Below are 25,747 nucleotides of genomic sequence, written 5' to 3'. Positions count from 1 at the left end.
CTCCCATCTCGGCACCGTCGTCTCATCGGGTCTCCGCTGGGGATTCCGGTGCCGGAGGTGGGCGAGCCGAATCGCGTCGGTCCTTACTCGGTTGTCACGCTGGCCAGGAGCTTCGCCGTGCCCTCAGGTGCTTCCACCGGGAAGTGGTGGCTGCCCAGGTCGACGAGGACGATGTCAAATCGGTCCCCGTAGCGATCGATCGCTTCCTGCGTCGCGAAGGCACGTACCGCGAACACGGTGATCGGCTGCTTTGTCTCGCGCAGTGCTGCGTCCATGTCCCAGTGGACCAGGCCCTCGATGGAACGCAGACCAGCGGGCTGCCGCACCGCGACCATCTTCTCGAAGTACGAGTTCTTGAGAGCTGAGTCGAAGCCTGCCGGCGAGCCTCCTTCGACGAGGCCTCGCACTCCGGCAGCGAAGTCCTCACGGAACATGTGCACCATCGCGGCGGTCTGCTCTTGACTCTGCGCCGGGAAGAGGGACAGATAGGTGAGCGAGTCGAGTGCGACCACATGTGAGACGTTGTCGGGGAGGAGTCGGCCGACTTCGACGGCGACCGCCCCGCCGAGGGAGTGCCCGGCTACGACAGCTGTGTCCACCGACTCGGCTTCCAGCACTGCCGCCACGTCACGAGCGAACTCTTCCATGGTCCAGACGTCTCGCGTCGACCGTGACTCGCCATGCTCGGCGAGGTCGATCGCGAGGACGCGGTAGTTCGCGGGCAGATGGTCGGTCACCGCGTCGAAGTCGCCGCGGTTGCAGGCCCAGCCGTGGATGAGGACCAGGGTCGGACCTTCGGCCGGACCGCTGACCGTGTACCAGATCGTCGTGTGGTCAGATCGCTGGACCTGGAGGTTCTTCTTGTTCCTGCTTGCAGGCATCAGGATGCCTCCATAGTTCTTGAGTTTTTGTTCCGCATTGGCGGAATGTCGGTTCTGAGCCGGTCTGGCGGGAAGCGTGGCCGACCGGGGCCTCTGCCGTGGCCGGCGCGTCACCGGGGCGACGGGGTCACGACGGCACGGCGCTGCATCCGCATCTGGTTCAGGCGCAGTGCGAAGGCGGAGAAGGTGAGTACCACGATCGCCAGCCCGTAGATCTCGGTGGCGGTCCTCAGGCCCAGGGCGGTGACGGCGATTCCTCCGAGTACGGCGGGCACGCTGTTTCCGAGGTAGCCGATGATGTTGGCCAGGGCGAAGATGGCGCTGCGCTCGTGCGGCTTGGCGATCCGGGCGAAGGTACCGAACGTTGCCAGTACCGATGCGCCGAAACCGAGACCTGCGACGACGGTGCCGACGGCGGCCAGCCAGGCGAGGTTCCCCGCCGTACCGGCAAGCGATATCAGGGTGCCGAGCCCCAGCAGTGCGGACGAAGGAGCCAGCAACGAGGTCGTGGGACGGGAGCGGAGCAGGGCGATCGCGAGCGCTCCGGTGCCTGCCAGGAGCATCACGACGACGCCGCCGATCAGGCGGTTGTGCAGCCCCAGCAACTCGGCCGCGACGGACGGGCCGAGCGAGAGGTAGAGCCCGGCCAGGCCCCAGCCGGCGATCATCGCCGGCACCACCGGGACGATGTCTGCGCGCAGATACGCCGGCATCGCGACCCGTGGGCGCAGGGAGGCGACGGCTCCCGGCCGGCGCGGCGACGTCTCCGGTATCAGGGCGACGACCACTGCCGCCAGCACCATTGCGCCGAGCAGCAGCGCGTAGATCAGCCGGGTGGGAGCGGGACCGAACTGCACCAGCGCTCCGGAGCCGAGGGCTCCGAGAGCGAGCCCGGTCAGGGGAGCCACCGACGTGATGACGCCTGCGCGCCCGCGGGCGTGCGACGGTTCGAGATCGACGATGGTGGCACTCAGGGTGGTCGTCGCCGCGCCGGTCGCGACGCCCTGCAGTACCCGGGCGATGGCCAATACGAACACGTTCCCGGCGGAAAGGAACAAAATGAGCGCCACTATCTCCAGTCCGATCGCCGCGGCGAGCACCGGGCGGCGGCCGAGGTGGTCCGACAGTGCCCCGATGACGAGCAGCGAACCCAGCAGGCCGACCACGTAAAGGGCGAAGACGACGGTCAGCACCCACGCCGTGAACTGCCATTGCTGCTGATAGATCACGTAGAGCGGGGACGGTGCGCTGGACGCGGCGAGGAAGAGGACGAGAAGGGCGGCCACTGCGGGGAAGGCACCCTTCGGTGGCACGCGATGCAGGTCGCCAAGGGATGGTGGCGTGGGGGCGGTAGATTGCACAGACATGTTTGGCCTCGCAGTGATCGTTGCGTTAGCGACTCGAAGGTAGCACAAACGCAGTGATCGATGCAAAATAAACGCAGTGATCGATGCAACAAAAAAGCAGTGATCAGTGCAATACTGGTCGCATGACCGCTATGGCTTCCCCATCGCCCCATGTCGGCAGCCGCCCAGGCGGCCGCTCCGCCCGAGTGCGCGCAGCCGTCCACCGGGCCGTCAAGGAACTGGTCGCCGAGGGGGCCGGCGAACAACTCACGATCCCGGTCGTAGCAGCCCGCGCGGGAGTGCACGCCACCACGGTCTACCGCCGCTGGGGCTCCGTTGCCGACCTGCTCGCCGATGTCATGACCAGCCGTTTCTCCGGCGATATCGTGGTGCCGGACACCGGCAGCCTTCGCGGGGATCTCGAACGCTATGCATCCGACCTCGCCAAGGACCTCAGTGACCCGGACACCCTCGCCCTGGTGCGCGCCACCATCGGCACGGGCGGAGAACAAGGCGCCGCCGCATGTCGCGGAGAACGCCAACAACAGCTCGAAGCCGTACTCGGACGGGAGCAGGCCCGGGGCAATCAGACCCCGACCCTCGAACACGCCACAGACGCCGTGCTCGCCCCTCTGTACTACCGCGCCGTCTTCACCAACCTCCCCCTCACCCCCGAATGGACACGCGCCCTCGTGTCCCGCCTGCTCCCGGGCTGACGGCATCCTCACCATCGGCAGTCCATGACGCCGCCACCCAGCGACCCCGTCATCCGAGAACGAGATCCACGCGCACGGACGCCGCTGCCCGCGCGCCAGGCGCCGGTATGTGGCGTGGCCGTAGCCGCAGGCTGCGGGAACCGCATCCGGCCGGCAGCGGGGCCTGCCCCGCTTTCGGTGCGGTGACGACACCATCTCCGGCGGGGGATGAGTCGCGTGACGTCGTTGCGGTTGGGTGACTGCCGCTTCACTTGGTCCTGGCACCCCCTTCTCGGGGCGATCTGCCTCCTCCTCTACGACTCGAGCCGTCGCCGGGCGGGCAACTGCGCCTGGCGTCGCCCTGTCATCGCTGGGACTGGGAGCCCTAGCACATCTGATAATACTGTATTACGGTAATCGAGGTCGCCGAACGAAGGAGCACGCATGACCACGGCTGATGATCCGCAGCAGTACATCGACGAGATGGCGCGCAAGCGGGGCTATGTTCTCGACTATCACAAGGTGATGGCCAAGCACGACTTCGCCGTGCTGCAGGCCGCCAACGGTCTCGTCGGTGCCGCGTATCTCGACCAGCGGGCGCTGGACCGTAAGACGAAGGAACTCATCTTTATCGTCAGTCTCACGGTGATGCGTGCCTCGAAGGGGCACATCCAGAGTCACATCAGGGTCGCGCTCGACCTGGGAATCACTCCGCAGGAGATCCTCGAAGCGATTGAGATCAGCCTGCCCGAGGCCGGCGTCGTAGCCTTTCAGACTGGCTTCGAGGCCTGGCGTGAGGTCGTGGGGGCTGACGGTCTGGAGCCGACCGTGGAGGCTTTCCAGGGAGGGTCGGGAGCCGCCTGACGTCCTGGAATCCAGGGTCACCTGCGTCGATCACCACGCTGCGCCTGGCTCCTTGAAGGCCCCTCGCCGACGCCCGCAGTGATCGCGTCGTGCATTCCCGCCTGCGGTCGAGTGGTCAGACAGCTCCTGGCGGCCAGGTTTCCCTCCCGTCCAGGACCGAAAAGGAAGTAGGACAGACATGACGGACACCGTCACTTTCATCGGCTTGGGCACGATGGGACAGCCCATGGTCCGCAACCTCGCGCGATCCGTGCCGGTAGCGGTCTACGACGCCGACCCCGAGGCGATCGCCGTCGCCGCCCGGAACGACGGCGTGACGGCATTGACGGGTCTCAACGGTGGGGTCGGCGCCGCCGTTGTGATCCTCATGCTCCCCAACAGCACGGTCGTCGAGCGCGTGCTCGGCGATCCGGAAGACCCCGAAAGCTTCGCCGGCCGCTTGCGTCCGGGCGCACTCGTCGTCGACATGGGCTCGTCGGCGCCCCGGGCCACTCAGCAGCTGGCCGAGCGGCTCCGGGAGCGAGAAGTGGGGATGGTCGACGCGCCGGTATCCGGTGGCCCGCGCAAAGCGGCGACGGCCGAGCTGACGATCATGGCGGGTGGGCCGGTCGACGACTACGAGCGGGCCCTGCCGCTCCTGCGCGCGATGGGTACGTCGGTGACACATGTCGGCCCGGCCGGGTCCGCGCACGCATTGAAGGCGCTCAACAACCTGCTGTCGGCCATCGGTCTGGTCGGGGCGCTCGAGGTGCTCACCGCGGGAACCAAATTCGGCCTGGACCCCCGGATCATGCTCGACGTCATCAACCGGTCCACCGGTCGCAACCAGTCGACCGAGGTCAAGATCGGGCCGGAGGTGCTGGACGGACGGTTCCAGGTCGGGTTCTCGCTCCCGCTGACCGTCAAGGACATCACCACCGCCCTGGACCTGTCGACGTCACTGGACCTGTCACCGGAGGTGTCGCAGGCCTGTGTCCGGTTCTGCCAAGCGGCGCTCGCCGGCCTCGACGGGGAGAACCCGGATCAGTCCGAAATCGCCCGATACATGGCGACGACGACCGGTGTCGACCTCACCCGATGACGCGCCGCCGACGTGAGCTGCCCGTCTAGTAGCGCTTGGTCATGTCGGTATGGGTTCCGGCATGTCGCGGTGACAGGTGGGGCAGGCGCCGGTCCAGAGCGCGAGGAGTAGCTGCAGTTCGCGGGTGACCTGGTAGAGGCTCAGGCTGGCGCCGTCTCTTTTGGGGGCCGTGTGATGCGCTGGAGAGTACAGAAGGCGTGGGCGGCGGAGACGAGGGTGACGTGGTGGTGCCACCCCCTCCAGGTGCGGCCCTCGAAGGGGGCCAGGCCCAGGACCTGCTTCATCTCGCGGTAGTCGTGCTCGATGCGCCAGCGCAGCTTCGCGGTGCGCACGAGGGTGGCCAGCGGGGTGTCGGCGGGCAGGTTGGACAGCCAGAACTGCACGGGTTCGGGCTCGGCGGCGGGTCATTCGGCCAGCAGCCGGCGCACGGGCAGTTCCGGGCCGTCGATGCTCTTGCGGATCTCGCGTCCGGCGGGTCGGATGCGCAGGCCACAAAGCGCGAGTACATCCGCTTGACGCCGCTGTGGCCGCTGCCCGGGCGGGAGCCTCTTCCCGCCCGGGCAGCGGCTTCGCGGCCCGCTTGCCGGCCTCGATGACCAGCTTCTTCACGGCTTGGGCCGACTCGGGGTAAACGGGCTGCGGCCGGGGCCCGCGACCGCCATAGGTCGGGATGCGGGCCTGGCTTCCTCCGGCTGGGCAGTGGTCGTGGTGGAAATGCCCCCCACGTACTCAGGGGCGCGTTCTTCCAGGTCGAGGTGGAAGGCTGCGGCAACGCCGTATCCGCCGTCGGCGACGACGAGCGGAACCTCGATGCCCCACGACTTCGTCTCGTCGGTCATGTCCGGGGCCAGCTGTCACTTCTCGACATGACCGACCTCTTCGGGGATGCCGCACGGGGCGCGGCGGGTCACCTTGGCCGGATCGGCCTTCGGCGAAGCGGGGTCCCAGCTCTCGGGCGGGAACAGGCGCCAGTCCACGGCCGCCGACGCCGCGTCGGAGGCCAGGCGCAGCGACACCCCGTCCTGGCAGTTGGTGACCTTGCCCGCGGTGCCGGTGCACTGCCTGGCCACGCACGCCGAGGCGTCCCCGTCCTTGAGGAAGCCGGTGTCGTCCACGATCAGCGCGGTCGGTTTGATCACCTGCTGCATTCGCCAGGCGAGGCGGGCGCGCGCATGCGCCGCACCCCACGGGCTGCTGGTGATGAAGTGGGCCAGAGCCTGCCGGTTGCCGTCCTCTCCCAGCCGGGCGGCCATCGGTTCCACCGATCTGCGCCGCCCGTCCGGCAGCAGGCCCCGCAGATACACCTGGCCCCACCGGCGCTGATCCGCCCGCGCGAACGGCTCGAACATCTCCGCCGCGAAGTCCTCCAGATCACACCGGACCGCGGCCACCTCCCCACCCAGCACATCCGGTCAACGACACACCCCATCAAACGGACACGCCACCACCGAACGCACCTGACCAAGCACTACGTAGGTCTCCTCGAACAGCGCGGCAGTGTCGTGACCAGCTTCGCGGAACCGTTGTATTACAGTACTATGATTGAAATCGGTGACGAGAAGGAGGCGGCCGCGTGGCAGGGCAGCGAGTACAGCGTGTAGCCGCGCCACTGCGGTCCCAGGTGCTCGAACTGCTCCGTCAAGACATCCTGGCAGCGGAGTTCACGCCCGGGGAGCGGCTGGTCGAGGCGCGGCTGTGCGCACGGTACGAGGTCTCCCGGACGGTGATCCGTGAGGTCTTGCGACAGCTTGAGTCCGAAGGACTTGTGACCATGGTACCGAACCGCGGTCCGGTCATCACCGAACTGACGGCCTTCGACGCCAAGGCGCTCTACGAGGTGCGATGCGCGCTGGAGGGCCTGGCCGGGGCCCTTTTCGCCGAGCGGGCCACCCCCGAACAGCGTGAGCAGATGGGTGAGTTGGTTCGCCGTTTCTCACGCACCTACCGCAAGGCCGACCTGAGCGAGCGGCTCGCGATGAAGGACGAGTTCTACGACATCCTCACCGCCGGGGCGGGGAATCCGATCATTGATTCGACCCTCCGCGGCATCCACGCACGCGTGCAGATGCTGCGTGGGCTGTCCATGCAGGCTGAGGGGCGGGAACCGGAGACCGTCCGGGAACTTGCCGCCATCTACGATGCCGCGGCCGTGCGCGGTGATGCCGGTGCCGCTCGTGAAGCGTGCGAGATCCACGTCCGCAATGCCGCGGCGACCGCACTGGCCCAGCTCGCCGCACAGCGGTCCGAGCACCAGAGAACCGACGTCGGCTGACCAAGCCGGACCCATCACCGTCGCGGCCTTCTGCTCGACTGCCCATGAACGTTCCAGCACGGCCAGGCTCGAGCGTCATCCGGTCGGCTCCGGGACTCCCTCAGTCACCACCTGCCCCCGGTCCTCGCATCACACCGCACGTGCCCGGCGGATCCGGGTCCGCCGGGGTCGGTGTCAAGGTGCGGTGTGCGCTTCTTCTGCCCGGGCCAGGACGCCCCTTGCCCGTTCTAGTACCGGCCGGTCGACCATCTGTCCGTCGACCACGGTGACCGAATCGCCGACGCCCAGGACACTGCGTGCCCAGCGCAGTTCGTCGGCGGTGGGAGCGAACCCGTCGGCGATGGGCCGCACCTGAGCAGGGTGGACGCACAGCTTGCCGGTGAAGCCCAGGCGCCGGGCGTGCGCGATGTCGGCATCGAGCGCACCGGCATCTCGTACGGCGGTGGTGACACCGTCGACGGGCGGGTGGAGGCCGGCCGCCGCGGAGGCGAGCACCAGTCGGGAACGGGCATGGGTGAGGGCGACATGGTCGTCTGGTGCCACGCCCAGCTGAGCGGCCAGATCGATGTTGCCGAAGGCGACGCGCACGACTCCGGGGACGGAGCACACCTCATGGGCCCGCTCGATGCCGAGAGCCGTCTCGACCAGCGGGATCAGCGGACAGCGTCCGGCCGCACGGTCGGCGATCTCTGCCAGGACGTACGGGTCCTCGGCCTTGGGCACCATGACAGGGCAGCCGCGGGCGGCCGCTTGTGCCAAGTCCGCCTCGAACCAGGGGGTGCCGGGCGGATTGATGCGTACGACGGCTGTGGTGCCAACGGCCGGCCAGGCGCTCGCGTTGTCGCGGGCACTGTCCTTGTCGTCCGGGGCGACGGCGTCCTCCAGATCGATGATGATGAGGTTGGTGCCGGATGAGGCTGCCTTGTCGAAGCGGTCGGGCCGGTTGCCCGGAACAAAAAGCAGGGTTCGCGCGGCGGTGATGCGGTCGCTGTCCGGTTGGCTCATGCGAAGGTCACCTCGGCGGTGGCGTGCCGGGCCTCGCGGTAGGTGGCGACGCGCAGCCGTGCCTGTCCTTCGGTGGGTGTGCCGTCGGCGAGGAGGTGCTCGCCGACGAACGCCGGCCGGTGCAGCCGGTAGGAAAGCGACCGTACCTGCCGCTCCGGGGCGTTTCTGCGCGCGAGTTCCAGCATGAGCAGGGCCAGCAGCGGGCCGTGGACGACGAGACGCGGATAACCCTCCACATCTCGCGCGTACGGAGTGTCGTAGTGGATGCGGTGGGCGTTCGCGGTGAGCGCGCTGAACCGGAACAGCAAGGTCTCGGCCGGCCGGAGCCGCAGCTGCCACGCCCCCTCCGCCTCTGGTACAGCCGAGAAGTCGAGCGTGGCCGGGTGCCGGGGCGCGTTGCCGTCGCCCGACCGGTAGACGATGTCCTGCTCCTCCACCATGCAGAGGCGGCCGTGCTGCCGGAACTCCTGGCGCTCGGTGACGACCAGCAGCTCGCCGCTGCGGCCGTGCTTGGGGGTGACGGCGGCCAGGCTGCTGGTGCGTTCGGCCGGCTCGCCGAGACGCAGGGGCTCGGTGATCTCACAGCGTCCACCGGCGAACATGCGCCGGCGGTCCGGGATGGGCGGCAGATTGCGGGCGTCGCGCAGGTGTCCGTCGGGGCCGAGGCCCTGCTGGGGAGCCCACTGCAGGAAGTAGAGCCACTGCCACAGAGGGGGCAGCGGATCGCCGGACTCGGCGGCGGTGCCGGGGAGGTCCAGCAGGTTCGACAGGGCCGCCGCCGGGATGGGCGGCAGGAGGTCCTTGTCAGTCACCGGTTCGGGATGCCAGGACTCCACATAGGAGGCGAGGGGCGCAGGCAGGGGCATGGTTTCCTCTTATCGGGGTGACCTGCAGGGCCAGCGCGCGGCGGCCGTACGGGGGGGCGCAGGTGCCGCCCGGGAGGGTGGCGCGGGAGCGGGTGTCTCGTTCATGCCGCACATCATGAGTGCTGATGGATGGGGCTGAACAATAGAAAGGCATGATGCAGGTATGCCCGGCCTGTATGACTGCACGGCCAGCAGGGGGACGTTGTCCGGTCCGGGACTGGCACGGGGCTGGACAACGTCACTCGCCCTGGGGCTGCGCGGACGGCCATCGGCCCTCATGCACGGCCACGCTGATCTGTCGCACAAGTTCCCGAGCGACGACTTCCACGGCGGGTGGCGTCCGGCCGGACCTCGGGGTCGCGAGGACGATTGAACGCCACACAGCCGGCTCGGTGAGCGGCGCGGCGCTCAGCGTGCCGTTCGCGACGTCCTCGGCGATGCCGACCCCGGGCAGCACGGTCCAGCCGTGCTCGGCCAGTACGAGCTGTTTCTGCACCCGCATGGAGTTGGTCTGGACGACGACGTCCATGTCGGCCTGCGCGCGCGCCGCAGCGGCGTCGATCAGTGCGCGCAGGGCATGGCCGGAGGTGGGCAGGACCATTGGATGGTCGGCCACCTCGGCAAAGGGCACGGGATGATCGACATTCAGGCCGGCGGAGGGCGGGGCTGCCACCCACAGGTGTTCGCGCACCAGCGGCCGGGTGTTGAGCGACGGGGTGCTGTCCAGGTTGTACAGGAGCGTCAGGTCCAGGTCCCCGTCGTCGAGCCATCGCTGGAGGTGCCCCGAGTAGGCCGTCATCAGGCGCAGCTCGATACCGGGGTACTCCCTGGCGAGGGTGGAGACCAGTGGTTCGGCCAGCAGATCGGTCGTGCTCTCGAGTAGGCCGGCGTTGACGATGCCCGTGACAGCGTCGGGTGCGGGCCGCACCTCGACGCGGGCCCGCTCCAGCTCGTTCAGCGCCCGCCGTGCCCGGTCCACCATGATCGAGCCGGCCTCAGTAGGGCGCATGCCCAGTCGGGTCCGCTCGAAGAGTGGGACGCCGAGCTCCTGCTCCAGGGTGCGGATCTGCCGGGTTACGGCCGGCTGCACCAGGTGCAGCAGCTCCGCAGCCCGGGTCACGCTTCCTACCTCGGCGACCGTGACGAGCGCTTTGAGCTGTTTGACGTCCACGGCTCTCCCCTCACCATCCGCACCCGGCATGATGCCATCACGGTTTGATATTTCACTCCTATTGTCATGAGTGCTCATGATGGTACTTCGGCGGCTCGAGTCCACTCCCGGAGGCCAACGCATGCCCGAGAACCCCGAAACCCTCCCCTTGTCCGGTGTCACCGTCGTCAGTGTCGAGCAGGCGGTGGCGGCCCCCTTCGCCACGCGACAACTCGCCGACCTCGGTGCCCGGGTGATCAAGGTGGAGCGCCCGGGAGGAGGTGACTTCGCCCGCCGGTACGACACAAGCGTGCACGGTGAGTCCAGCTATTTCGTCTGGCTCAACCGCTCGAAGGAGTCCCTGACCCTCGACCTGAAGTCCGGGCGGGGACGAAACATCCTGGAACAACTCCTTGCCCGAGCCGATGTGTTCGTGCAAAATCTGACGCCCGGAGCGGCCGCGAGGATGGGTCTGGGAGCAGACGCGTTGCGCGAGCGTTTCCCGTCACTGATCCCCTGCTCGATCTCCGGCTACGGCGCCACCGGACCCTGGGCCGAACGCAAGGCGTATGACCTGCTGGTGCAGTGCCAGACCGGACTCGTCACCCTCACTGGAAGCCCGGAGGCGCCCGCCAGGGTGGGCATCTCCATCGCCGACATCGCGGCCGGCATGTACGCCTACTCGGGCATCCTCACGGCTCTGTTCACCAGGGCCACCACGGGTGCCGTCCGACCTGTGGAGGTGTCGCTGTTCGAGGCGCTGGCGGAGTGGTTGGGCCAGCCCGCGTACTACACCCGCTTCGGCGGCACCCAGCCCCCGCGGGTCGGTACCCAGCACGCCACCATCGCCCCCTACGGCGCCTACACCTGCGCCGACGGCAAGGACGTCCTGGTTTCCGTCCAGACCGAACGCGAGTGGGCCGCGCTGTGCGAGCGCTTCCTCGACGCCCCCGGCCTGGTCGACGACCCGCGCTTCGCCACCGGCTCGGCACGCGTCACCCACCGCGAGGAACTGAATGCGATCGTGGCCGAACGGTTCGCGGAGACGGACAGCGCCGAGGCGATGAGACTGCTGGACGAGTCCGCCATCGCCAACGCCGGAGTCAACGACATCGAGGACTTCCTCGCCCACCCGGTGCTCACCGCACGCGGCCGCTGGCGGGACGTGCCGATTCCTGGGGGAATGGTGGTGCCGGCCCTGCTTCCCCCGGCCGACCTGGCAGGCGTGACACCCCGCATGGACGCCGTGCCTGCCACGGGCGAGCACACCGAGCCTCTCCTCGCCGAACTGGGATACGGCCCGGCCGAGATCCAGGACCTACGAGCCGACCGCGTCCTTTGACGTCGGCCCCCACTTTCAGGAGCGACACATCATGAGCACTCTCGACACCCTGTCCGAGGACGAGCGGTTCATCGTCCGCACGGTGCACGACTTCGTGGACAAGGAGGTCAAACCGGTCGTCCAGGAGCTGGAGCACGCCAACACCTACCCCGTAGCCCTGATCGAGCAGATGAAGCAGCTCGGTATCTTCGGCCTTGCCGTCCCCGAGCAGTATGGCGGCACCCCTGTCTCCGGCCCCTGCTATGTGCTGATCACCGAGGAGCTGGCCCGCGGGTGGATGAGCCTGGCCGGCGCGATGGGAGGCCACACGGTCGTGTCCAAGCTGCTGCTCCACTTTGGCACCGAGGAGCAGAAGCGGCGGTACCTGCCCAGAATGGCCACCGGCGAGATCCGGGCGACCATGGCCCTGACGGAGCCGGGCGGCGGCTCGGATCTGCAGGCGATGCGCACGGTCGCCCGCAGGGACGGCGACGGTTATGTCGTCAACGGGGCCAAGACGTGGATCACTAACTCCCGCCGCTCGCAGCTGATCGCCCTGCTGTGTAAGACGGACCCCGAGGCCGCTCCCGCACACCGGGGCATCTCCATCCTCCTGGTCGAGCACGGGCCGGGGCTGACAGTCTCCCGTGACCTGCCCAAGCTCGGCTACAAAGGTGTGGAGAGCTGCGAACTGTCCTTCAAGGACTATCGGGCGCCGGCCGACGCCCTGCTCGGCGGGGTGGAGGGCAAGGGCTTCGGGCAGATGATGAAGGGCCTGGAGACCGGGCGGTTGCAGGTCGCAGCCCGCGCGCTTGGGGTCGGCCGTGCGGCGCTGGAGGACGCGCTGATCTACGCCCAGGAGCGGGAGTCGTTCGGCAAGCCGATCTGGCAGCACCAGTCGATCGGTAACTACCTGGCGGACATGGCGACTTCACTGACAGCTGCCCGGCAGCTGACCCTGTACGCGGCGCGCGAGGCGGACGCCGGGCGGCGAGTAGACATGGAGGCGGGGATGGCGAAGCTGTTCGCCTCTGAGACGGCCATGCAGATCACTCTCAACGCCGTCCGCATCCATGGCGGTTACGGCTACTCCACCGAGTTCGACGTCGAACGCTACTTCCGTGACGCCCCGTTGATGATCGTCGGAGAGGGCACTAACGAGATCCAGCGCAACGTCATCGCGAGCCAGCTGGTCAAGCGAGGAGGTCTGGAGGCGTGAACATCGCAGGTGTGTGAAGTACGTGGCCGATGGGCCGAGGCGATTCGCACATCGGCGGGGATGGTCACGCTCGGCAAAGGTGGCGCGTCCCTGCGTTGTGCACGGGAACGATCACCCCGCCTCGATCCGGCTAGGGATGCGAGGGTGAACCGTCGGACAGCTCATGGTCCCGAACCTCGACTTGGACCTCGATTTCCACCGGGGCGTCGAGGGGCAGCACGGCCACACCGACCGCGGAGCGGGCGTGTACGCCGCTTTCGCCCAGCACCTTCCCGAGCAGTTCACTCGCGCCGTTGACGACGCCCGGCTGGCCGGTGAAGTCCGGCGCGGAGGCTACGAAACCGACTACCTTCACCACCCGCACAATTCTGTCGAGGTCACCGACGACAGACTTCACGGCGGCGAGTGCGTTGAGCACGCTGACCGCCGGGAGTTCCTTGGCCTGCTCCGCACTGACCTCGATGCCGACCTTGCCGGCGACGGGCACCACGCCATCGACCATGGGCAACTGGCCGGAAGTGAAGGCATACGCACCCGAGCGGACGGCGGGTTGGTATGTGGCCAGCGGCGGCACAACCTCGGGCAGCTTCAGGCCCAGTGCCGCGATCCTTTCCTCTACTGCGCTGACACCGTTGTAAGAAGCCGTATCTCAACCGAACGTGGTTCCTTGATTTCTGCTGGTCAGGCATGGTTTTGCTCCGGTTGAGGGAGGCATGCCGGCGTCTTGTGTCCGCTTCATGGTCGAGGGGTGCGCGGTGGCGTCGGTGCTGGGGATGCTGGAGGAGCGGGAGGCGGCTGCCCGGGTGCGGGTGGAGGGTTTGCGGGAGGAAGCCGCGCGGCTGGCTGAGGTGCTGGAGGCCGCGGAGATCGAGCTGGACCGGCGGGTGATCGCGCGGGAGGAACTGCTCGAGGCCCTGGCGGTCTCCGCGGCCGAGTCCACCGCCGTGACCACGGCCGAGGCGGGGGAGGAGCCCGGTGCCGTCGCTCGCACGGGTGCCGGGCTCGGCGGTGCCGCCCTGGCGGGAAGGGCTGCCGGTGACGGTTCTGGCGCCGGACTGTCAGCGGATTCTGGGCGTGCTGGAGCAGCAGCGATCCACGGGTCACGGGCCGCTTCGAGCCAAGGAGATCGCGGTGGAGCTGGGCCTTGACGCGACGCCGGCGAAGGTCGAGGCGGTGCGGTCGAAGGCCCGGCGCCTGGCGGAGCGCGAGTGGCTCGTGCAGGAGGCGTCGGGGGCCTTCAGTGCCGGCCGGCGACCCGTGGCCGTGCCAGGCGCCGGCTCATCCGCGTGACCATCGACCACCGGATCATCGCCTCGCTGGCGGCGGGCAGGGTCTCGTAGTCCCGGGCCAGACGACGCGAATGCATCAGCCACGCGAACGTGCGCTCTGCCACCCAACGCCTGGGCAGCACCACGAACCCGGTCATGTCGCCGGTGCGCTTGACGATCTCCAAGGTCAGCGCCAGTTTTTGACGGTACCAGTCGACGAGGGAGCCGGTGTAGCCGCCGTCGGCCCAGACGAGGGTGATGTCGCGGTGCAGGCGGCGCAGCTGGTCCAGCAGGCCCGTGGCGGCGTCCCGGTCGCCGATGTTCGCGGCGGTGACGCAGACGACCAGGAGCAGACCGAGGGTGCACGTGCGCGAGGCAATCGCACGACAGGGCGGACGAGTTGAAGTCAACGGGCTCGGGCGCGTACGACAACGACAACAGCGCCTCCGGGAACCGCTCGGAATGGGATCGCACCCCCGAGCTACCAGGAGGCCCTGCCTTCATGCGCATACGGCCGGAAGATCACCCGACCAGGAACTCCGTTCGACCCACACGTTCCAAGATCGGTTGAGATACGGCTTCTAGTACTGCAATCACAGTTATGGGGTTTGGCCTCGCCGATTGTAGTGGCTGAGGCGAGTGCGAGCCTGACTGAGCCGTCTCCACCATGACCAGCGCAGATGGTGCGTCGGGGTGAGGTGTCGTGGGCGTAGGAGCAGCCCGGTCAGGTGGCGGATCTCCGCGAGGGACAGGGGTATCAGGCGGGTTTGCCCAAGATCGCTGCCCCCTTTGACGGTTCCTGGGCACGGAGGGCGGTCAGTGCGGCGAGTGCGGCCATGGACAGGGTGATGTGCCGGTGCCAGGCGTCGTAACGTCGGACCTGGTAGTGGTCCAGGCCGCACTCGTTCTTCGCGGCTTGGAAGCATTCCTCGACCTGCCACCGGGCCCCGGCCACCCGGGCCAGGTCCCTCAGCCGCGTGCCGACCGGGCCGTGGCACACGTAGTAAGCGATCTCGGTCGGGTCGCTGAAGATGCTGAAGCGTCCGATGTTCAGCCGAGCCAGCCTTGATCTCCTTCGCAAACGCGTCCTGCTCGCACCATGAGGCAGACCATCCGGATCACAAGATCGTCGACAGAACCAAGATCCGTGACGGCGCGGTCGCCAACCGGCCCGTCTATGTGGCCCTGGCCGTCACGACCGAGGGCCGGCGGGAGATCCTCGGGTGGTGGGCCGGCGACGGCGGCGAGGGCGCCAAGCACTGGCTGCACCTCCTCACCGAGATCAGGGACCGTGGCGTGACCGATGTGCTGATGCTGGTCGGCGACGGCCTCAAGGGCCGGCCCGAAGCGGTGGAGACCGTCTAGCCGAAGACGATCGTGCAGACCTGTGTGGTGCATCTGCTGCGGAACTCCTTCCGCTGTGCCGCCCGCCGGGACCGGGACAAGATCGCCAAGCTTTTGAAGCCCGTCTCCACCGCGCCGGCCGAGGAAGCGGCCCTGGAGCGGTTCGCCGAGTTCGCCGACGCCTGGGGCCGGAAGTATCCGGCGATCGTCAAACTGTGGGAGAACGCGTGGGAGGAGTTCACCCCGTTCCTGCGGTTCGACACCGAGATCCGCCGCATCGTCTGCACGAACGAACGCGATCGAGTCGGTCAACGCCCGGATCCGCCGGGCGGTCAAGGCCCGCGGACACTTCCCCACCGAGCAAGCCGCCCTACAGTGCGTCTAACACGGCCATCATGTCGCTCGACCCCACCGGCAAGGGCCAGGCCCGCTGGACCATGCGCTGGAAGACCGCGCTGAACGCCTTCGACATCACCGTCGACGGCCGGCTCCCAGCAGCCCGCCAGTAATCCGACTGCCCTGGTCACACCGTTCGTTTGACAGACCCCCCACCGGCCGCCGGCAACGAGCCGCCGTGCGGTCGCCTGCCGACGGTCGGCATCCGGGTCATCCGGGCGTGGTAGCCGGCTGGCCGGCGATGGCGGTGAGCCGGAGCTTGGTCTCGTCCTCGCTACCGGGCGCGGCAGTCATGATCACGATCTTGAGGTCGAGGTCGCCGTCGGTCAGGACGTCGCAGTCCACGGTGACGCGGCCCACCGTGGGATGGTCGATCGTCTTCGCGTCCTCACGGTGTGCGGCCACTTCTCCGGTCGCCCACAACCTGGCGAACCTCGCGTTCTCGCTCAGATCACGGATCAGCCTGGCAAGACGCTTCTCCCCGGGGTAGCGGCCGGTGGCGCGGCGCAGGTCGGAGACGACGGCAGCGTCGGTGGCCTCACGGTCCGCCTCGGTCACCGGCCACAGCGCGAGCCGGGCGGGCCCCTCGTCCACGGGGAATCTGTCGCGGGCGAAGTTGCGCAGATGCGTCGGCGACGCTGAGGGGGCACCCAGAAGGCCCGCCCATCCGCGGTTCCACCACACCAACTGCCAGTCCGCGGCGAAGACGGCTACCGGGACGTCCCCGAGCCGGGCAAGGACCCGTTGCACGCCGGGCGGGAGGTGGTCGGAGATCATGCCGTCCGCCGGAGGGGCGAGCTGCGCCAGCCGGTACAGGTGGTCCCGTTCGGCGGTGGACAACTGTAGGGCACGGGCCAGGGACGCCACCACCGACGCCGAAGGGGTGGTGGCCCTTCCCTGCTCCAGGCGCACGACGTAGTCGACCGACATGCCCGCGAGGTCGGCCAGTTCCTCACGCCGCAGTCCGGTGGCACGGCGCCCCGGGGCCGCCGGCAGTCCGGCGGCCGACGGAGGCAGCCGGTCGCGCCACGTGCGGATCATCGCGCCCAGGCCGCTGTCGGGTGTCGTCGTCATGGTCACCGATTTTCCCTCATTGCCGGTCACTCCGGTAACGCGAGGGTGGTACGGCTCTTCCTACCGTCGAAGCGTCTCTGGTGCGTATGCCACGGCGGCCTCACCATGAAGAACACGACGAACACCGGACCCGGGCCTTCTCGGACTTCCCGGCCGGACCAGCTGTCCACCATGCAGGAGAAACTCATGACCACGACAGATATCGAGAACGCACTGTCTCGTCTGCTGGACGAAGCAGCAATCCGGGACACCGTCGCTCGCTTCGCCGACGCCGCCACCCGGGGCGACACCGACCGTTTCCGCGCGACCTGGGCCGAGGACGCGGAGTGGACGATCGGCGAGCGCGTGCATGCCGTCGGCGTGGACGACATCGTTTCCACGTTCCGGAAGCTGCGAGACGAGCGGGACTTCTTCGTGCAGTTCGCGGTACCGGGCCCGATCGAGATCCACGGCGACGAGGCGACCACCAGCATCATCTGCCACGAGGCCGCGCGCGGACCGGGCGAGACGTACTACCGGAACCACAGCGTCGCCGTGGACCGCCTCAGGCGCTCGGAAAACGGCTGGGTCTTCACCAGCCGCTCCTTCCAGTACCTCTGGCTCGACACGTCCCCGTTCACCGGCAACGCCTTCAAGCTGCCCGCCGGATTCTGATTCCGGTCGGCAACCGCCGTTTGATGGGCGCGCCCGTGAAATCCGGGCGTGCCAGGCACCGCGAGACGGACGGAATCTTCCCGAGCACGCCACAACCGTCGTTTCCGCGCTGTTGACGAACACCTCGAAGAAAGTGGGCACCGCAATGAACGTCGAAGGCTCCGGGCCGGTGAAATGGCGACTCGCCGAGGTTACGAGCCCTCTGCTTGCTCAGCAAGTACCCGTTGTCGTGGCCGAGGACATCCCGTATTTCCCTCATGCCGATCGCTTCCAGACCCTCAGCATCTATCTGCCCAGGACGCCGGAGACGCTGGACCTGGTCGGCACCGCGGCCGAGCGTCTTCCGGTGGCGGCCCCCGGCCCTGCCGTGCCGCGCTACCACGTCCACATCCACGGAGGTGCCTGGCGCGACCCCCAGCTCACCTCCGCGTCGATCGAGCCGACCGTCGCCCACGCCTTCTCCGGCCCGGCACAGCCGATCACCGCCGTCGCCTCGCTCAATTACCGGGTCTCGCAGTTCCCCACGCACCCTTCCCTGCCCTACGACGCCGTCAGGGACAACCACGCGGATCCCGCCCGTGAGGCCGTCCACCCCGACCACGTGAGCGACGTCCTGCATGGGCTGGCTCTGCTGCGTTCGTTCGGCCTCACCGACCGCTCGTACATCCTCTCGGGCCACAGCTGTGGCGCCTGCATCGCGTTCCAGGCAATCCTCCAGGCACCGCTCCATCACGGGCTGGAGCTTCCTGACGCTCCCTGCCCGGCCGCGCTGGTCGGCCTCAACGGCCTGTACGACCTTCCGGAGCTGACCGACGGACTCGGCGACTCGCACGAGCATCTCCGTCAGGAGTACGGGACGCTGCTGTCGAACGCCTTCGGTGCCGAGAGGACGACGTGGGCCGCCGCGAGCCCGGCGCGCTTCGACCCGGCGGACATCGCCCGGCGGATCCGAGAGGGCAGAGCACCACAGCTGATCGTGCTGGACCAGAGCTCCGAGGACATGCTCGTGCCCATGAACCAGAAAGAGCGGTTCGCAGCGCATCTCGGCCACGTGGACGGGCTTCGCCTCGTCGAGGGGCACCGGTGCAGGGAAGGACACGCGGCACCGTGGGAGAGGGGCGACATGATCTGGGAAAGCCTCCAGGACATTCTCCGGCTCTTGCACACGGAGGCATGAACACGCGACAAGCCTCGCTGCCCGGATGCGGGTACGAGTGATCGACGTATGTCCCGCGGCGGCCCCCTCATGCGACTCGCCGCTCCACTCCCATGACCGATATCCGCAGGCCGCGCGCAGGACAGGCGTGCGCGTCGGCGACTGGTCGCACTCATGGAAAGGTGTGCTGACCGATGTCCGATACCGAGGACACCATCGTCCAGGAGCGTCTCGCGGTGTTCCCCTACACCACGCCGGCCCGCACGCTGCGGCGCAGCGAGCGGCTGCTGCTCCAGCGCGCGCAGCCGGGCCCGGGGCCGCACGGCGCCATGTGGTCCGACGTCGAGCTCGTCCAGGTCGTGCGCGCCGGGGCCACCTTCCGTGACCAGGAGTTCGCGCCCCCGCGGTGGATCTACCAGGGGCCCGGAGGCCGCATCGAGTGGACGAACATGAATTCCCGTCAGCCGATCTACCACCGCAATCTCGACGTCGACGAGATGGCCTACCAGGTCACCGGCCACCGCACGCTGATGACGGAGCTCGGTACCGCCGAGCTGCGACCCGGCGACTTCGTGCGCATCCCCTGCGGGGTGTGCCACGACAACTGGGGCCGCAACGACATCCATGTGATCTGGTACCTGCCCGAGGGTTACACCGAGGAACGCGAGCCCGTGTCGGTCTCCGAGGCCAGGATCCCGCCGTTCGAGGGCTGGGAGCCTGCGATCGTCAACGAAATGATCACCGACTGTCTCGGCAGCAGCGAACCGGACCATGACGTGGCCGCCCACCGCTCGGACGAGCGGCTGATCCTTGAGCAGGTCCATCAGGAGAAGGAACGCCTCGCGGTCCTGCGGGTACCGCAACCGGCGACGGGCACATGCGCCACGTCGGTGATCTGGCGAGGGGCGACAGCCCTGATCGAGGTGGTCGACCTCGACCGCGACCCCGGGCTCGTCTACACCCGACACCGCAACGCCGACGACATCCAGTTCCAGGTGTCGGGCACCCGCCTGCTGGTGACCCAGCACGGCAGCGTCGAACTCCAGCCGGGCGACTTCGTGCGGATCCCGGTCGGAGTCGCGGCAACCAGCATCGCGACGGAACAGAGCCGGCACATCTCGACACTGGTGAGTCACCGGCTCCCGCGATGCGCGCCACAGTACGTGTCGGCCGAGTGGTGGGACGCCGCACAGGTCGCGCGCTACCGCGAGCAGGTTCTGCGCTGACGGGTCCCTGACGGCGTGCCATCACCAGCCTTGCCCGGGGCCGCGTCGAGTCTGCCGAAGGGGATGGGGAAACGACTCGATCAGCTTGTGCGGCGTGACAGCCCAGAGGACGGCCGCCGACGTGCCGGCGTCAGCTCCGGTGCCCAGGTAGGGCTTGTATTTCAATTAGTGAGCTCTTTCAGTGTTGCCGCTCCAGGGTGAGGATGGCGGCGGAGATTGACGTCATTCGATTCGGGCTGCATCGGGACCGGTGGAAGATCCGCCACGACTTCAGTCGTGTGACGCCACGCTCGACTGGTGCTCGTGCCGCGGACAGCGTGCGGTTGTCGGTTTGCTGGGTTGGTGTCAGTTCGCGGCCGGGTGGGCGTCTGAGGGGTGGCGTCACCCATGGGTCGGCACCTATGTAGGCCCGGTCAGCGAGGACCGGGGAGCCCTGGCGTTCGCAGATCCGGATGATCCGGTGGGTGCGAGCCGCCCTCAGGTCGCGGGCCCGGCCGGGCAATGCGGGCGAGAGCCACAGCAGCCCGCCGGCTGGATCGGTCACCACCTGCACGTCCACTCCGTGCCGGCGGTGCTTGACGGGAGTAGTCGGCCCGGCTGTCGCCGACTCGGTCGCACTCCGCGAGAGTGCCGTCCAGCAGGACGTGGTCCGGGTCGGCTTCGCGCAGGGCACGCGGCAGGCCGGGCGCTCGGTCGGCGAGCAGATTGATGCCGGCCGACGCGTAGGCGTGGGCGGTGCCGACAGAGATACCGAAACCCGCGGCGATCTGGGCGAGGGTGTCGTGCCTGCGCAGGTACACCAGGCCGGCCAGAGCACGCTGGTGCGGCGGGAGCTTGCAGCGGCGGCCACCCTCGCGGGTGACGATGAGCATGGTGACCCACTCGACCAGGGCGTGGGGCAGGTCGAGTGCGGCAGAATACGGAATCAACGCGGCTCCTGTGCCTGTGGGTTGAGACTTCGAACACCTCCTCCCAACGGCACGGGAGCCTCGTGCGTTGCGCACGCCACCAACGTCACCCGATCAGCGGCCGAGCTGAAAACCCTCAGTGATTTCGGCTTCCGCCTGGTGGTCGCTGACGATGCAGTCGGCCCAACCACGTCCGGACAGGACCCAGGCGAGTCGTAGGTGGGCCATCGTCGTTCCCCTCCTCCAGTCATGGGTTCCCTGCGCTGATCACCGAGGGCTCCGCGCACCATCCGAGTCTGAGGGATGGCGAGAGCGCTGACCAGCGGATTCTTTGACGCCGGCCGACGCTCAGCAATCGGGCAGGCGCCCGGGGTCGACGTGGTCGGCGAGATAGATCAGGGTGGCTTGCGGGTCCATGCCGAAGGCCGCGGCGACGAGCTTGGGGTCCATGGTGTTCACCAGGTCGACGAGACGGGGGCTGCGGATCATGCGGGGCGGGAAGTCGCAGTCGTCAAGGATGTGGGAAAGATAGACAGTTGAGGCCGGGCTTCGTCCGGCCTTTGTTCCTTTGGTGACCATGACGTGCGGGTTGTCCGTCCGCCATGCCTCACGGTGGGCCAGGCACCGCTGCAGCACCGTCCAGGAAGCGGGGTCCAGGGGGACGGGATGGGGCCGCTTCCCTCGCCGGACAACATGGGTCTGCTCGTCGATGACGTCGACCTTCAGCATCCGCACCTCGGAGCTGGAGGCGACATGCAGCAGAGCGAGCATGCCCATCACCGCTTCATGCGGGTGCACGCGCTTGTCGCCAAAAGCGGCGAACCTGTTCTTCCAGCTGATCTCCGGCCGCTACGAACGCGCGTCCGTGATCGTCACCAGCAACAAGCCCTTCGGACGCTGGGGCGAAGTCTTCGGTGACGACACCGTCGCCGCCATGATTGACCGCCTCGTTCACCACACCGATGTGCTCTCCTTGAAGGGAGACTCCTACCGGCTCAAAGACCGCGACATCGGCCGCACATCGAGTGCGGCAGCCGGGTGAACAACTGCACATATGGGGTCAAAAGTCATCAACCCCAAAGGGGTACAGGTTCAGAGACCGCCGACACATGCCGGCCCGCTGACCGGAATTTGGCCGCACACATCCGGGCGCGCTTCGCCATACGCCGGGATGCACCCGCACCGGCCCTGTGTTCACCGGCCTCTGTGACTGGATGCCTGCATGCCCGGGGGCATTGTCACGTTGTTGGGTGTGTGGCTGCCTGGCGGTGCGTGGGGGCGTGGTGGGTTGGGGAGCCGGGCCTGTGGTCAGGCGGTGGCGGCAAGGCCGGCGGTGCCGGTGATCTGGTCCCAGATCGTGAAGCGGGTGCTCATCTCGGCGCGGTGGGTGGTGGCGGTCATCAGGTGTCGGCGGGGGCGGAAGTGGGGCGGGATGCCGCTGAACGCGGACAGCAACCGCTGGGCTGCGCCCCTGGAGCGGAAAGCCTTTCATCGCGCGTTCACGCTGCCTGGTGGGCGGGTGGCTGTTGTCCGCCGTGTTGTTCGGGCCCTTGTGACAGCGGTGCTCGACGGTAGGGCATGACCTCGCGGTGGGCCGCTCGGCAGGAGCGGAGCTTGCCGGTGACCAGAACCCGCGGCACCGCACCGGTCTTCTTCAGCGGGCGGCGGAAGAACCGCCTGGCCGCGGTCTTGTCCCGGCGGTTGTGCACGAGGATGTCCAAGATCGTTGCCGTTTTGGTCGACGGCCCGCCACCGGTACTTCTGCTCACCGTTGACCTGGATGAAGACTTCGTCCAGGTGCCACTTGTCCCCGGGCCGAGGCTGCCGGCGGCGCAGCGCGCCTGCGCAGGCCTGCCCGAACTTCGCGCACCGGCGGCGGACCGTTTCACAGGAGACGACGACCCCGCGCCCGGGCATCAGCTCCTCCACCCCGCGCAACGACAGCGGGAAGCGGTGGTACAGCCACCCACAGGGGGAGACGACCTCCACCGGGTACCGCTGACCCTGGTACGACAACGACGCGCCCCCCCACGGACCACCCTTCCCAGACTGATCAACCCGAAGATCACCCCACCGGTCAGCCAACGTGACAGCGCCCTGGCGGTTACTACTTGGTGCCGACCGTGCGCAGTGTGGCGAGCACCAGTGCCTGGGTGGCGGTGACGACTTCGCTCACGCGGACCTGTTCCTGTGGACCGTGTGCGAGGCGTACGTCGCCGGGGCCGTATTGCAGCGTGGGGATGCCCGCCCCGGAGTACAGTCGCAGGTCACTGCCGTAAGGGGCGCCTCGTTCAGAAGGCCGCGGGCCGCTGGTGACGTCGGCGTGCGCGTCGCCGACCTGGGCCACAAGCGGATGCCCGGCCGGCAGCCGTCCGCTGGCGAACTGTCCGCCGGGCCACGTCACCGTGGCGGGGTGGGAGCGCAGCCAGGGGTCGGCCGCGCAGGCGTCGGCCACGCACGCCTCCAGTTCGGTGCGTGCCTGGGCCGGGTCCTCGCCCAGCCGGACGCCCAGTCTTCCTTCGGCCACCAGCAGGTCGGGCACGCTGCTGGCCCAGTCGCCGGAATGGACGGTGCCGACGGACAGCGGGTAGGGGATGGGGTACTGGGACATGAGCGGGTCGGCGCCGGCGTTGCGGTGGACTTCCAGATGGGCGAGCGCGCGGTGGATGGGCAGGTATGCGTCGATGGCGCTCACTCCCACGTATCTGGTGCTGCCGTGGGTGGCCCGGCCGGCTACTTGGATGCGAAAGGTCAGGGCGCCGGCGTTCGCAGTCATGAGCGTGCCGCTGGTCGGTTCGGTGATGATGCAGGCGTCACCGGTGTGGCCGCGTTGGAGGGTGCCGAACGCTCCGAGTCCTCCGTCCTCTTCGCTGACTACGAAGTGCGCGGACACCTGGCCGCGTAGCCTTGCGCCCGTCTCCCGTATCGCGGCCAGGGCGGCGAGTATCGCCACCATCCCCGCCTTCATGTCGCACGCTCCTCGTGCGTGCACCACGTCCCCGGTAACCCGGGGGCGGAAAGGGTCACCCTCCCATTGCGCCAGGTCCCCGGGAGGGACGACGTCGCCGTGCCCTTGGAGGACCAGGGTCGGCCCGTCGCCGTGGGGCCGCGTGCCGCCCACCAGGCCCCACGCCTCCGTGCGCGGGGCCTCGCTGCCGGGAAAATCGGGGTGGGCACGAAGCTCGGGCAGGTTCATGGACCACAGGTCGACATCGAGGTCCATCCGCTCCAGATGCCGGGCCAGGACGTGCTGAAGCTCGGACTCCGCGGCGCTCCCCGTCACGCTCGGAACAGCGAGAAGTTCCAGCAGCAACCGGGCGATGGCCGCCTCGTCCACCGCGGCCAGTGCCGAGGCTTCCACATCGCTCAGGCTTGCTGTCATCTCACACTGCTCCCGGCACGTGACATCAGGACAAGCCGGAGACTATGTTCGGCAGACAATGCAAGCAATCGCCATTTGCTGCTAGTTACTGTCACTTTCTTGCAATGTCAGCGGGTTCATGGCTACTTCTTGCGCTGCGTAGCAGGCTCTGACGTCTGGAGTGAGGTCATGGACGCCATCGATGAAGCGATCATCCGCTGCGTGCTGCACAACGCGCGTGCCACGTACGCCCAGATCGGCAAGGCGGCCGGGCTATCCGCACCCGCCGCCAAGCGGCGTCTCGACCGCCTGGTGGCCACCGGCGCGATCCGCGGTTTCACCGCTCTCATCGATCCTCAGGCGTTGGCCTGGCATATCGAGGCTTTCGTCGAGGTCTACTGCATCGGCAATCCCACCCCCGCCGAACTCTGCCAAGCCCTGAAGGACATCCCCGAGGTCGTCGAAGCCTGTACCGTCTCCGGCGCCGCCGACGCAGTCGTCCACATGCTCGCCAGAGACATCCACCACCTGGAACAGGCCATCCAACGCGTGCGCGCCACCGCTCCTGTCGAACGGACCGAGAGCGCCATCGTGCTCTCCCGGCTGTTGAACCGGCCTCGCGTGTGATCGACACCGTGGGATCACCGCGAGTGCCGAGGCTCGCGTCGTCCGCCGGCCAACTGTGACGCTCAAAGGGGCCAACTCAAACGCTCAGTTACTGATCGTTTCAGAATGAGATTCGGAGGCGGCGGAGGCATATGAGGCTGCAGGCCAGTCCGAGCAAACCCTGGTGGAGGTCGGCGCGGCGCTCGTAGCGGGTGCGGAGTCGTCTGAACGGCACTGTCACGTTGACTGACCGGGTGAGATGATCTTCTGGTTGGTCATGCCGGGAGGGGTCGTCCGTGGACAGCGCGCCGCCGTCGTACAAGGGGCCCCGATACCCGGTCGAGGTGATCGCGCACTGCGTGTGGCTGTACTTTCGCTTCCCGCTCAGCTTTCGCGGGGTCGGGGAACTGATGCTGGAGCGCGGCGTGCTCGTCTCCTATGAGACGGTCCGCCGCTGGTGCGCCAAGTTCGGGCAGACCTACGCCAACGGCCTGCGTCGCCGGCTGCCCGCCCCGGGGACAAATGGCACCTGGATGAGGTCTTCATGAAGATCAACGCAGAGCGGAAGTACCTGTGGCGGGCCGTGGACGCCGACGGCACCGTCTTGGACACCCTCGTACAGAGCCGACGGGACACCGCTGCGGCCCGGCGCTTCTTCCGCAGGCTGCTGAAGAAGACCCATACGGTGCCCAGGGTGGCCGTCACCGACAAGCTGCGCTCCTGCAGCGCGGCCCACCGCGAGGTCATGCCCTCCGTTGAGCACCCCTCGCACAAGGGCCTGAACAACCGGGCAGAGAACAGTCATCAGCCGACAAGGCAGCGTGAACGCGCGATGAAAGGCTTCCGCAGTACCGGTGGGGCCCAACGGTTCCTGGCTGCCTTCAGCGGCATCTCACCGCACTTCCGGCCCCACCGCCACCTGATGACCGCTCCCGGCTACCGAGCCGAGACGACCATCCGCTTTGCAATCTGGGACCAGGCCACCAGCGCCGCCGGGACCTGAACACCGCTTCGAAACCCGGCCCCGCCCCATGCCTCACGCGCTGCCAGAAAA

The 25,747-nt window shown here is 68.2% G+C and carries 22 protein-coding genes and 8 pseudogenes; 14 read left to right on the top strand and 16 right to left on the bottom strand.

The window, feature by feature from the left end:
- Positions 1-83: 83 nt before the first annotated feature.
- The gene (locus tag QQY24_RS31695; protein WP_301976077.1) at positions 84-881 is read right to left on the bottom strand and encodes an alpha/beta fold hydrolase; all 798 of its coding nucleotides are present in this window, start codon (positions 879-881) and stop codon (positions 84-86) included.
- 110 nt (positions 882-991) lie between these two features.
- Positions 992-2,167, bottom strand: a complete 1,176-nt coding sequence (locus tag QQY24_RS31690; RefSeq protein ID WP_301976076.1) for an MFS transporter — start codon at positions 2,165-2,167, stop codon at positions 992-994.
- Positions 2,168-2,433: 266 nt separating this feature from the next.
- Here QQY24_RS31690 and QQY24_RS31685 point away from each other — a divergent pair, with 266 nt between their 5' ends.
- From QQY24_RS31685 to QQY24_RS31675, 3 genes are all read left to right on the top strand, one after another.
- A complete protein-coding gene (locus QQY24_RS31685) occupies positions 2,434-2,943 on the top strand; it encodes a TetR-like C-terminal domain-containing protein (RefSeq protein WP_367658028.1) in 510 nt (169 codons plus the stop codon).
- A 423-nt stretch (positions 2,944-3,366) separates the two neighbouring features.
- Positions 3,367-3,786 carry a carboxymuconolactone decarboxylase family protein gene (locus QQY24_RS31680; protein WP_301976074.1) on the top strand — a complete coding sequence of 140 codons (420 nt, stop codon included), beginning with the start codon at positions 3,367-3,369 and terminating at the stop codon, positions 3,784-3,786.
- A 178-nt stretch (positions 3,787-3,964) separates the two neighbouring features.
- Entirely contained in the window at positions 3,965-4,867 is a 903-nt protein-coding gene (locus QQY24_RS31675; RefSeq protein WP_301976073.1) for an NAD(P)-dependent oxidoreductase, read from the top strand.
- Between the two features lie 140 nt (positions 4,868-5,007).
- Here QQY24_RS31675 and QQY24_RS31670 read toward each other — a convergent pair whose 3' ends face one another.
- Positions 5,008-5,250 (bottom strand): transposase, encoded by a 243-nt coding sequence (locus QQY24_RS31670; RefSeq protein WP_301976072.1) that lies wholly within the window; start codon positions 5,248-5,250, stop codon positions 5,008-5,010.
- Between the two features lie 222 nt (positions 5,251-5,472).
- Positions 5,473-6,216: pseudogene (locus QQY24_RS31665) on the bottom strand (transposase).
- A 272-nt stretch (positions 6,217-6,488) separates the two neighbouring features.
- On the opposite strand from QQY24_RS31665, the gene QQY24_RS31660 reads away from it, so the two are divergent.
- Positions 6,489-7,139, top strand: a complete 651-nt coding sequence (locus tag QQY24_RS31660; RefSeq protein WP_301976071.1) for a GntR family transcriptional regulator — start codon at positions 6,489-6,491, stop codon at positions 7,137-7,139.
- A gap of 174 nt (positions 7,140-7,313) precedes the next feature.
- On the opposite strand, the gene QQY24_RS31655 is transcribed toward QQY24_RS31660, so the two are convergent.
- The 3 genes from QQY24_RS31655 to QQY24_RS31645 all read right to left on the bottom strand — a co-directional run bounded on the left by QQY24_RS31655 (position 7,314) and on the right by QQY24_RS31645 (position 10,181).
- On the bottom strand, positions 7,314-8,144 hold the full coding sequence (locus QQY24_RS31655) for a CoA ester lyase (protein WP_301976070.1): 831 nt from the start codon (positions 8,142-8,144) through the stop codon (positions 7,314-7,316).
- Positions 8,141-9,010 (bottom strand): hypothetical protein, encoded by an 870-nt coding sequence (locus QQY24_RS31650; RefSeq protein ID WP_301976069.1) that lies wholly within the window; start codon positions 9,008-9,010, stop codon positions 8,141-8,143. Before QQY24_RS31650 ends, QQY24_RS31655 begins: the two co-directional genes overlap by 4 nt.
- 238 nt (positions 9,011-9,248) lie before the next feature.
- Positions 9,249-10,181 (bottom strand): LysR family transcriptional regulator, encoded by a 933-nt coding sequence (locus QQY24_RS31645; protein ID WP_301976068.1) that lies wholly within the window; start codon positions 10,179-10,181, stop codon positions 9,249-9,251.
- 121 nt (positions 10,182-10,302) lie between these two features.
- Between QQY24_RS31645 and QQY24_RS31640 the strand changes: the two genes are divergently transcribed.
- Both QQY24_RS31640 and QQY24_RS31635 read left to right on the top strand, forming a co-directional pair.
- The gene (locus tag QQY24_RS31640; protein WP_301976067.1) at positions 10,303-11,502 is read left to right on the top strand and encodes a CaiB/BaiF CoA-transferase family protein; all 1,200 of its coding nucleotides are present in this window, start codon (positions 10,303-10,305) and stop codon (positions 11,500-11,502) included.
- Between the two features lie 31 nt (positions 11,503-11,533).
- Positions 11,534-12,700, top strand: coding sequence for an acyl-CoA dehydrogenase family protein (locus QQY24_RS31635; protein WP_301976066.1), 1,167 nt, complete (start codon positions 11,534-11,536; stop codon positions 12,698-12,700).
- 130 nt (positions 12,701-12,830) lie between these two features.
- Here the strand turns inward: QQY24_RS31635 and QQY24_RS31630 are convergent, their stop codons facing one another.
- Positions 12,831-13,307: a RidA family protein gene (locus tag QQY24_RS31630; RefSeq protein WP_301976416.1), complete on the bottom strand. Its 477-nt coding sequence runs from the start codon at positions 13,305-13,307 to the stop codon at positions 12,831-12,833.
- Positions 13,308-13,413: 106 nt separating this feature from the next.
- Between QQY24_RS31630 and QQY24_RS31625 the strand changes: the two genes are divergently transcribed.
- The gene (locus QQY24_RS31625; protein WP_301976065.1) at positions 13,414-13,848 is read left to right on the top strand and encodes a hypothetical protein; all 435 of its coding nucleotides are present in this window, start codon (positions 13,414-13,416) and stop codon (positions 13,846-13,848) included.
- 89 nt (positions 13,849-13,937) lie between these two features.
- On the opposite strand, the gene QQY24_RS31620 is transcribed toward QQY24_RS31625, so the two are convergent.
- A complete protein-coding gene (locus QQY24_RS31620) occupies positions 13,938-14,378 on the bottom strand; it encodes a transposase (RefSeq protein ID WP_301976064.1) in 441 nt (146 codons plus the stop codon).
- Between the two features lie 347 nt (positions 14,379-14,725).
- A pseudogene (locus QQY24_RS31615) lies at positions 14,726-14,995 on the bottom strand (transposase); the annotation flags it as partial.
- 113 nt (positions 14,996-15,108) lie between these two features.
- Between QQY24_RS31615 and QQY24_RS31610 the strand changes: the two are divergent.
- A pseudogene (locus QQY24_RS31610) lies at positions 15,109-15,821 on the top strand (IS256 family transposase); the annotation flags it as partial.
- 97 nt (positions 15,822-15,918) lie between these two features.
- On the opposite strand, the gene QQY24_RS31605 reads toward QQY24_RS31610, so the two are convergent.
- Entirely contained in the window at positions 15,919-16,782 is an 864-nt protein-coding gene (locus QQY24_RS31605) for a helix-turn-helix transcriptional regulator (RefSeq protein WP_301976063.1), read from the bottom strand.
- A gap of 186 nt (positions 16,783-16,968) precedes the next feature.
- Between QQY24_RS31605 and QQY24_RS31600 the strand changes: the two genes are divergently transcribed.
- The 3 genes from QQY24_RS31600 to QQY24_RS31590 all read left to right on the top strand — a co-directional run bounded on the left by QQY24_RS31600 (position 16,969) and on the right by QQY24_RS31590 (position 19,818).
- A complete protein-coding gene (locus QQY24_RS31600; protein ID WP_301976062.1) occupies positions 16,969-17,436 on the top strand; it encodes a nuclear transport factor 2 family protein in 468 nt (155 codons plus the stop codon).
- A 229-nt stretch (positions 17,437-17,665) separates the two neighbouring features.
- Positions 17,666-18,613: a hypothetical protein gene (locus QQY24_RS31595; RefSeq protein WP_301976061.1), complete on the top strand. Its 948-nt coding sequence runs from the start codon at positions 17,666-17,668 to the stop codon at positions 18,611-18,613.
- A 173-nt stretch (positions 18,614-18,786) separates the two neighbouring features.
- Positions 18,787-19,818 (top strand): hypothetical protein, encoded by a 1,032-nt coding sequence (locus QQY24_RS31590; protein WP_301976060.1) that lies wholly within the window; start codon positions 18,787-18,789, stop codon positions 19,816-19,818.
- A gap of 178 nt (positions 19,819-19,996) precedes the next feature.
- Here QQY24_RS31590 and QQY24_RS31585 read toward each other — a convergent pair.
- A pseudogene (locus tag QQY24_RS31585) lies at positions 19,997-20,747 on the bottom strand (transposase family protein).
- 327 nt (positions 20,748-21,074) lie between these two features.
- A complete protein-coding gene (locus QQY24_RS31580; RefSeq protein ID WP_301976059.1) occupies positions 21,075-21,503 on the bottom strand; it encodes a hypothetical protein in 429 nt (142 codons plus the stop codon).
- 31 nt (positions 21,504-21,534) lie between these two features.
- Here QQY24_RS31580 and QQY24_RS31575 point away from each other — a divergent pair.
- Positions 21,535-21,768 (top strand): annotated as a pseudogene (locus QQY24_RS31575) (ATP-binding protein); the annotation flags it as partial.
- Positions 21,769-22,034: 266 nt separating this feature from the next.
- On the opposite strand, the pseudogene QQY24_RS31570 reads toward QQY24_RS31575, so the two are convergent.
- Both QQY24_RS31570 and QQY24_RS31565 read right to left on the bottom strand, forming a co-directional pair.
- Positions 22,035-22,715, bottom strand: a pseudogene (locus tag QQY24_RS31570) (IS6 family transposase).
- 118 nt (positions 22,716-22,833) lie between these two features.
- Complete coding sequence (locus QQY24_RS31565; protein WP_301976058.1) at positions 22,834-24,108, bottom strand: ArgE/DapE family deacylase; 1,275 nt, start codon at positions 24,106-24,108, stop codon at positions 22,834-22,836.
- Positions 24,109-24,276: 168 nt separating this feature from the next.
- On the opposite strand from QQY24_RS31565, the gene QQY24_RS31560 reads away from it, so the two are divergent.
- Positions 24,277-24,714 (top strand): Lrp/AsnC family transcriptional regulator, encoded by a 438-nt coding sequence (locus tag QQY24_RS31560; protein ID WP_301976057.1) that lies wholly within the window; start codon positions 24,277-24,279, stop codon positions 24,712-24,714.
- A gap of 100 nt (positions 24,715-24,814) precedes the next feature.
- Here the strand turns inward: QQY24_RS31560 and QQY24_RS31555 are convergent.
- Positions 24,815-24,922: pseudogene (locus QQY24_RS31555) on the bottom strand (IS5/IS1182 family transposase); the annotation flags it as partial.
- A gap of 67 nt (positions 24,923-24,989) precedes the next feature.
- Here QQY24_RS31555 and QQY24_RS31550 point away from each other — a divergent pair.
- Positions 24,990-25,696: pseudogene (locus QQY24_RS31550) on the top strand (IS6 family transposase).
- Positions 25,697-25,747 lie beyond the last annotated feature (51 nt).

The sequence above is a fragment of the Streptomyces sp. TG1A-8 genome (assembly GCF_030499535.1).
Taxonomy (GTDB): Bacteria; Actinomycetota; Actinomycetes; order Streptomycetales; family Streptomycetaceae; genus Streptomyces.
Note: the sequence above shows the minus strand (reverse complement) of the source record. Positions and strands in the feature narration are given on the sequence as shown.

Excerpts from the sequence above, each read along its gene's own strand:
- QQY24_RS31560 (WP_301976057.1), top strand. The coding sequence starts at position 24,277 with ATGGACGCCATCGATGAAGCGATCATCCGCTGCGTGCTGCACAACGCG.
- QQY24_RS31675 (WP_301976073.1), top strand. The coding sequence starts at position 3,965 with ATGACGGACACCGTCACTTTCATCGGCTTGGGCACGATGGGACAGCCC.
- QQY24_RS31680 (WP_301976074.1), top strand. The coding sequence starts at position 3,367 with ATGACCACGGCTGATGATCCGCAGCAGTACATCGACGAGATGGCGCGC.
- QQY24_RS31600 (WP_301976062.1), top strand. The coding sequence starts at position 16,969 with ATGACCACGACAGATATCGAGAACGCACTGTCTCGTCTGCTGGACGAA.
- QQY24_RS31695 (WP_301976077.1), bottom strand. The coding sequence starts at position 881 with ATGCCTGCAAGCAGGAACAAGAAGAACCTCCAGGTCCAGCGATCTGAC.
- QQY24_RS31635 (WP_301976066.1), top strand. The coding sequence starts at position 11,534 with ATGAGCACTCTCGACACCCTGTCCGAGGACGAGCGGTTCATCGTCCGC.
- QQY24_RS31640 (WP_301976067.1), top strand. The coding sequence starts at position 10,303 with ATGCCCGAGAACCCCGAAACCCTCCCCTTGTCCGGTGTCACCGTCGTC.
- QQY24_RS31565 (WP_301976058.1), bottom strand. The coding sequence starts at position 24,108 with ATGACAGCAAGCCTGAGCGATGTGGAAGCCTCGGCACTGGCCGCGGTG.
- QQY24_RS31580 (WP_301976059.1), bottom strand. The coding sequence starts at position 21,503 with ATGGGCATGCTCGCTCTGCTGCATGTCGCCTCCAGCTCCGAGGTGCGG.
- QQY24_RS31650 (WP_301976069.1), bottom strand. The coding sequence starts at position 9,010 with ATGCCCCTGCCTGCGCCCCTCGCCTCCTATGTGGAGTCCTGGCATCCC.
- QQY24_RS31625 (WP_301976065.1), top strand. The coding sequence starts at position 13,414 with ATGCCGGCGTCTTGTGTCCGCTTCATGGTCGAGGGGTGCGCGGTGGCG.
- QQY24_RS31655 (WP_301976070.1), bottom strand. The coding sequence starts at position 8,144 with ATGAGCCAACCGGACAGCGACCGCATCACCGCCGCGCGAACCCTGCTT.
- QQY24_RS31590 (WP_301976060.1), top strand. The coding sequence starts at position 18,787 with ATGTCCGATACCGAGGACACCATCGTCCAGGAGCGTCTCGCGGTGTTC.
- QQY24_RS31605 (WP_301976063.1), bottom strand. The coding sequence starts at position 16,782 with ATGACGACGACACCCGACAGCGGCCTGGGCGCGATGATCCGCACGTGG.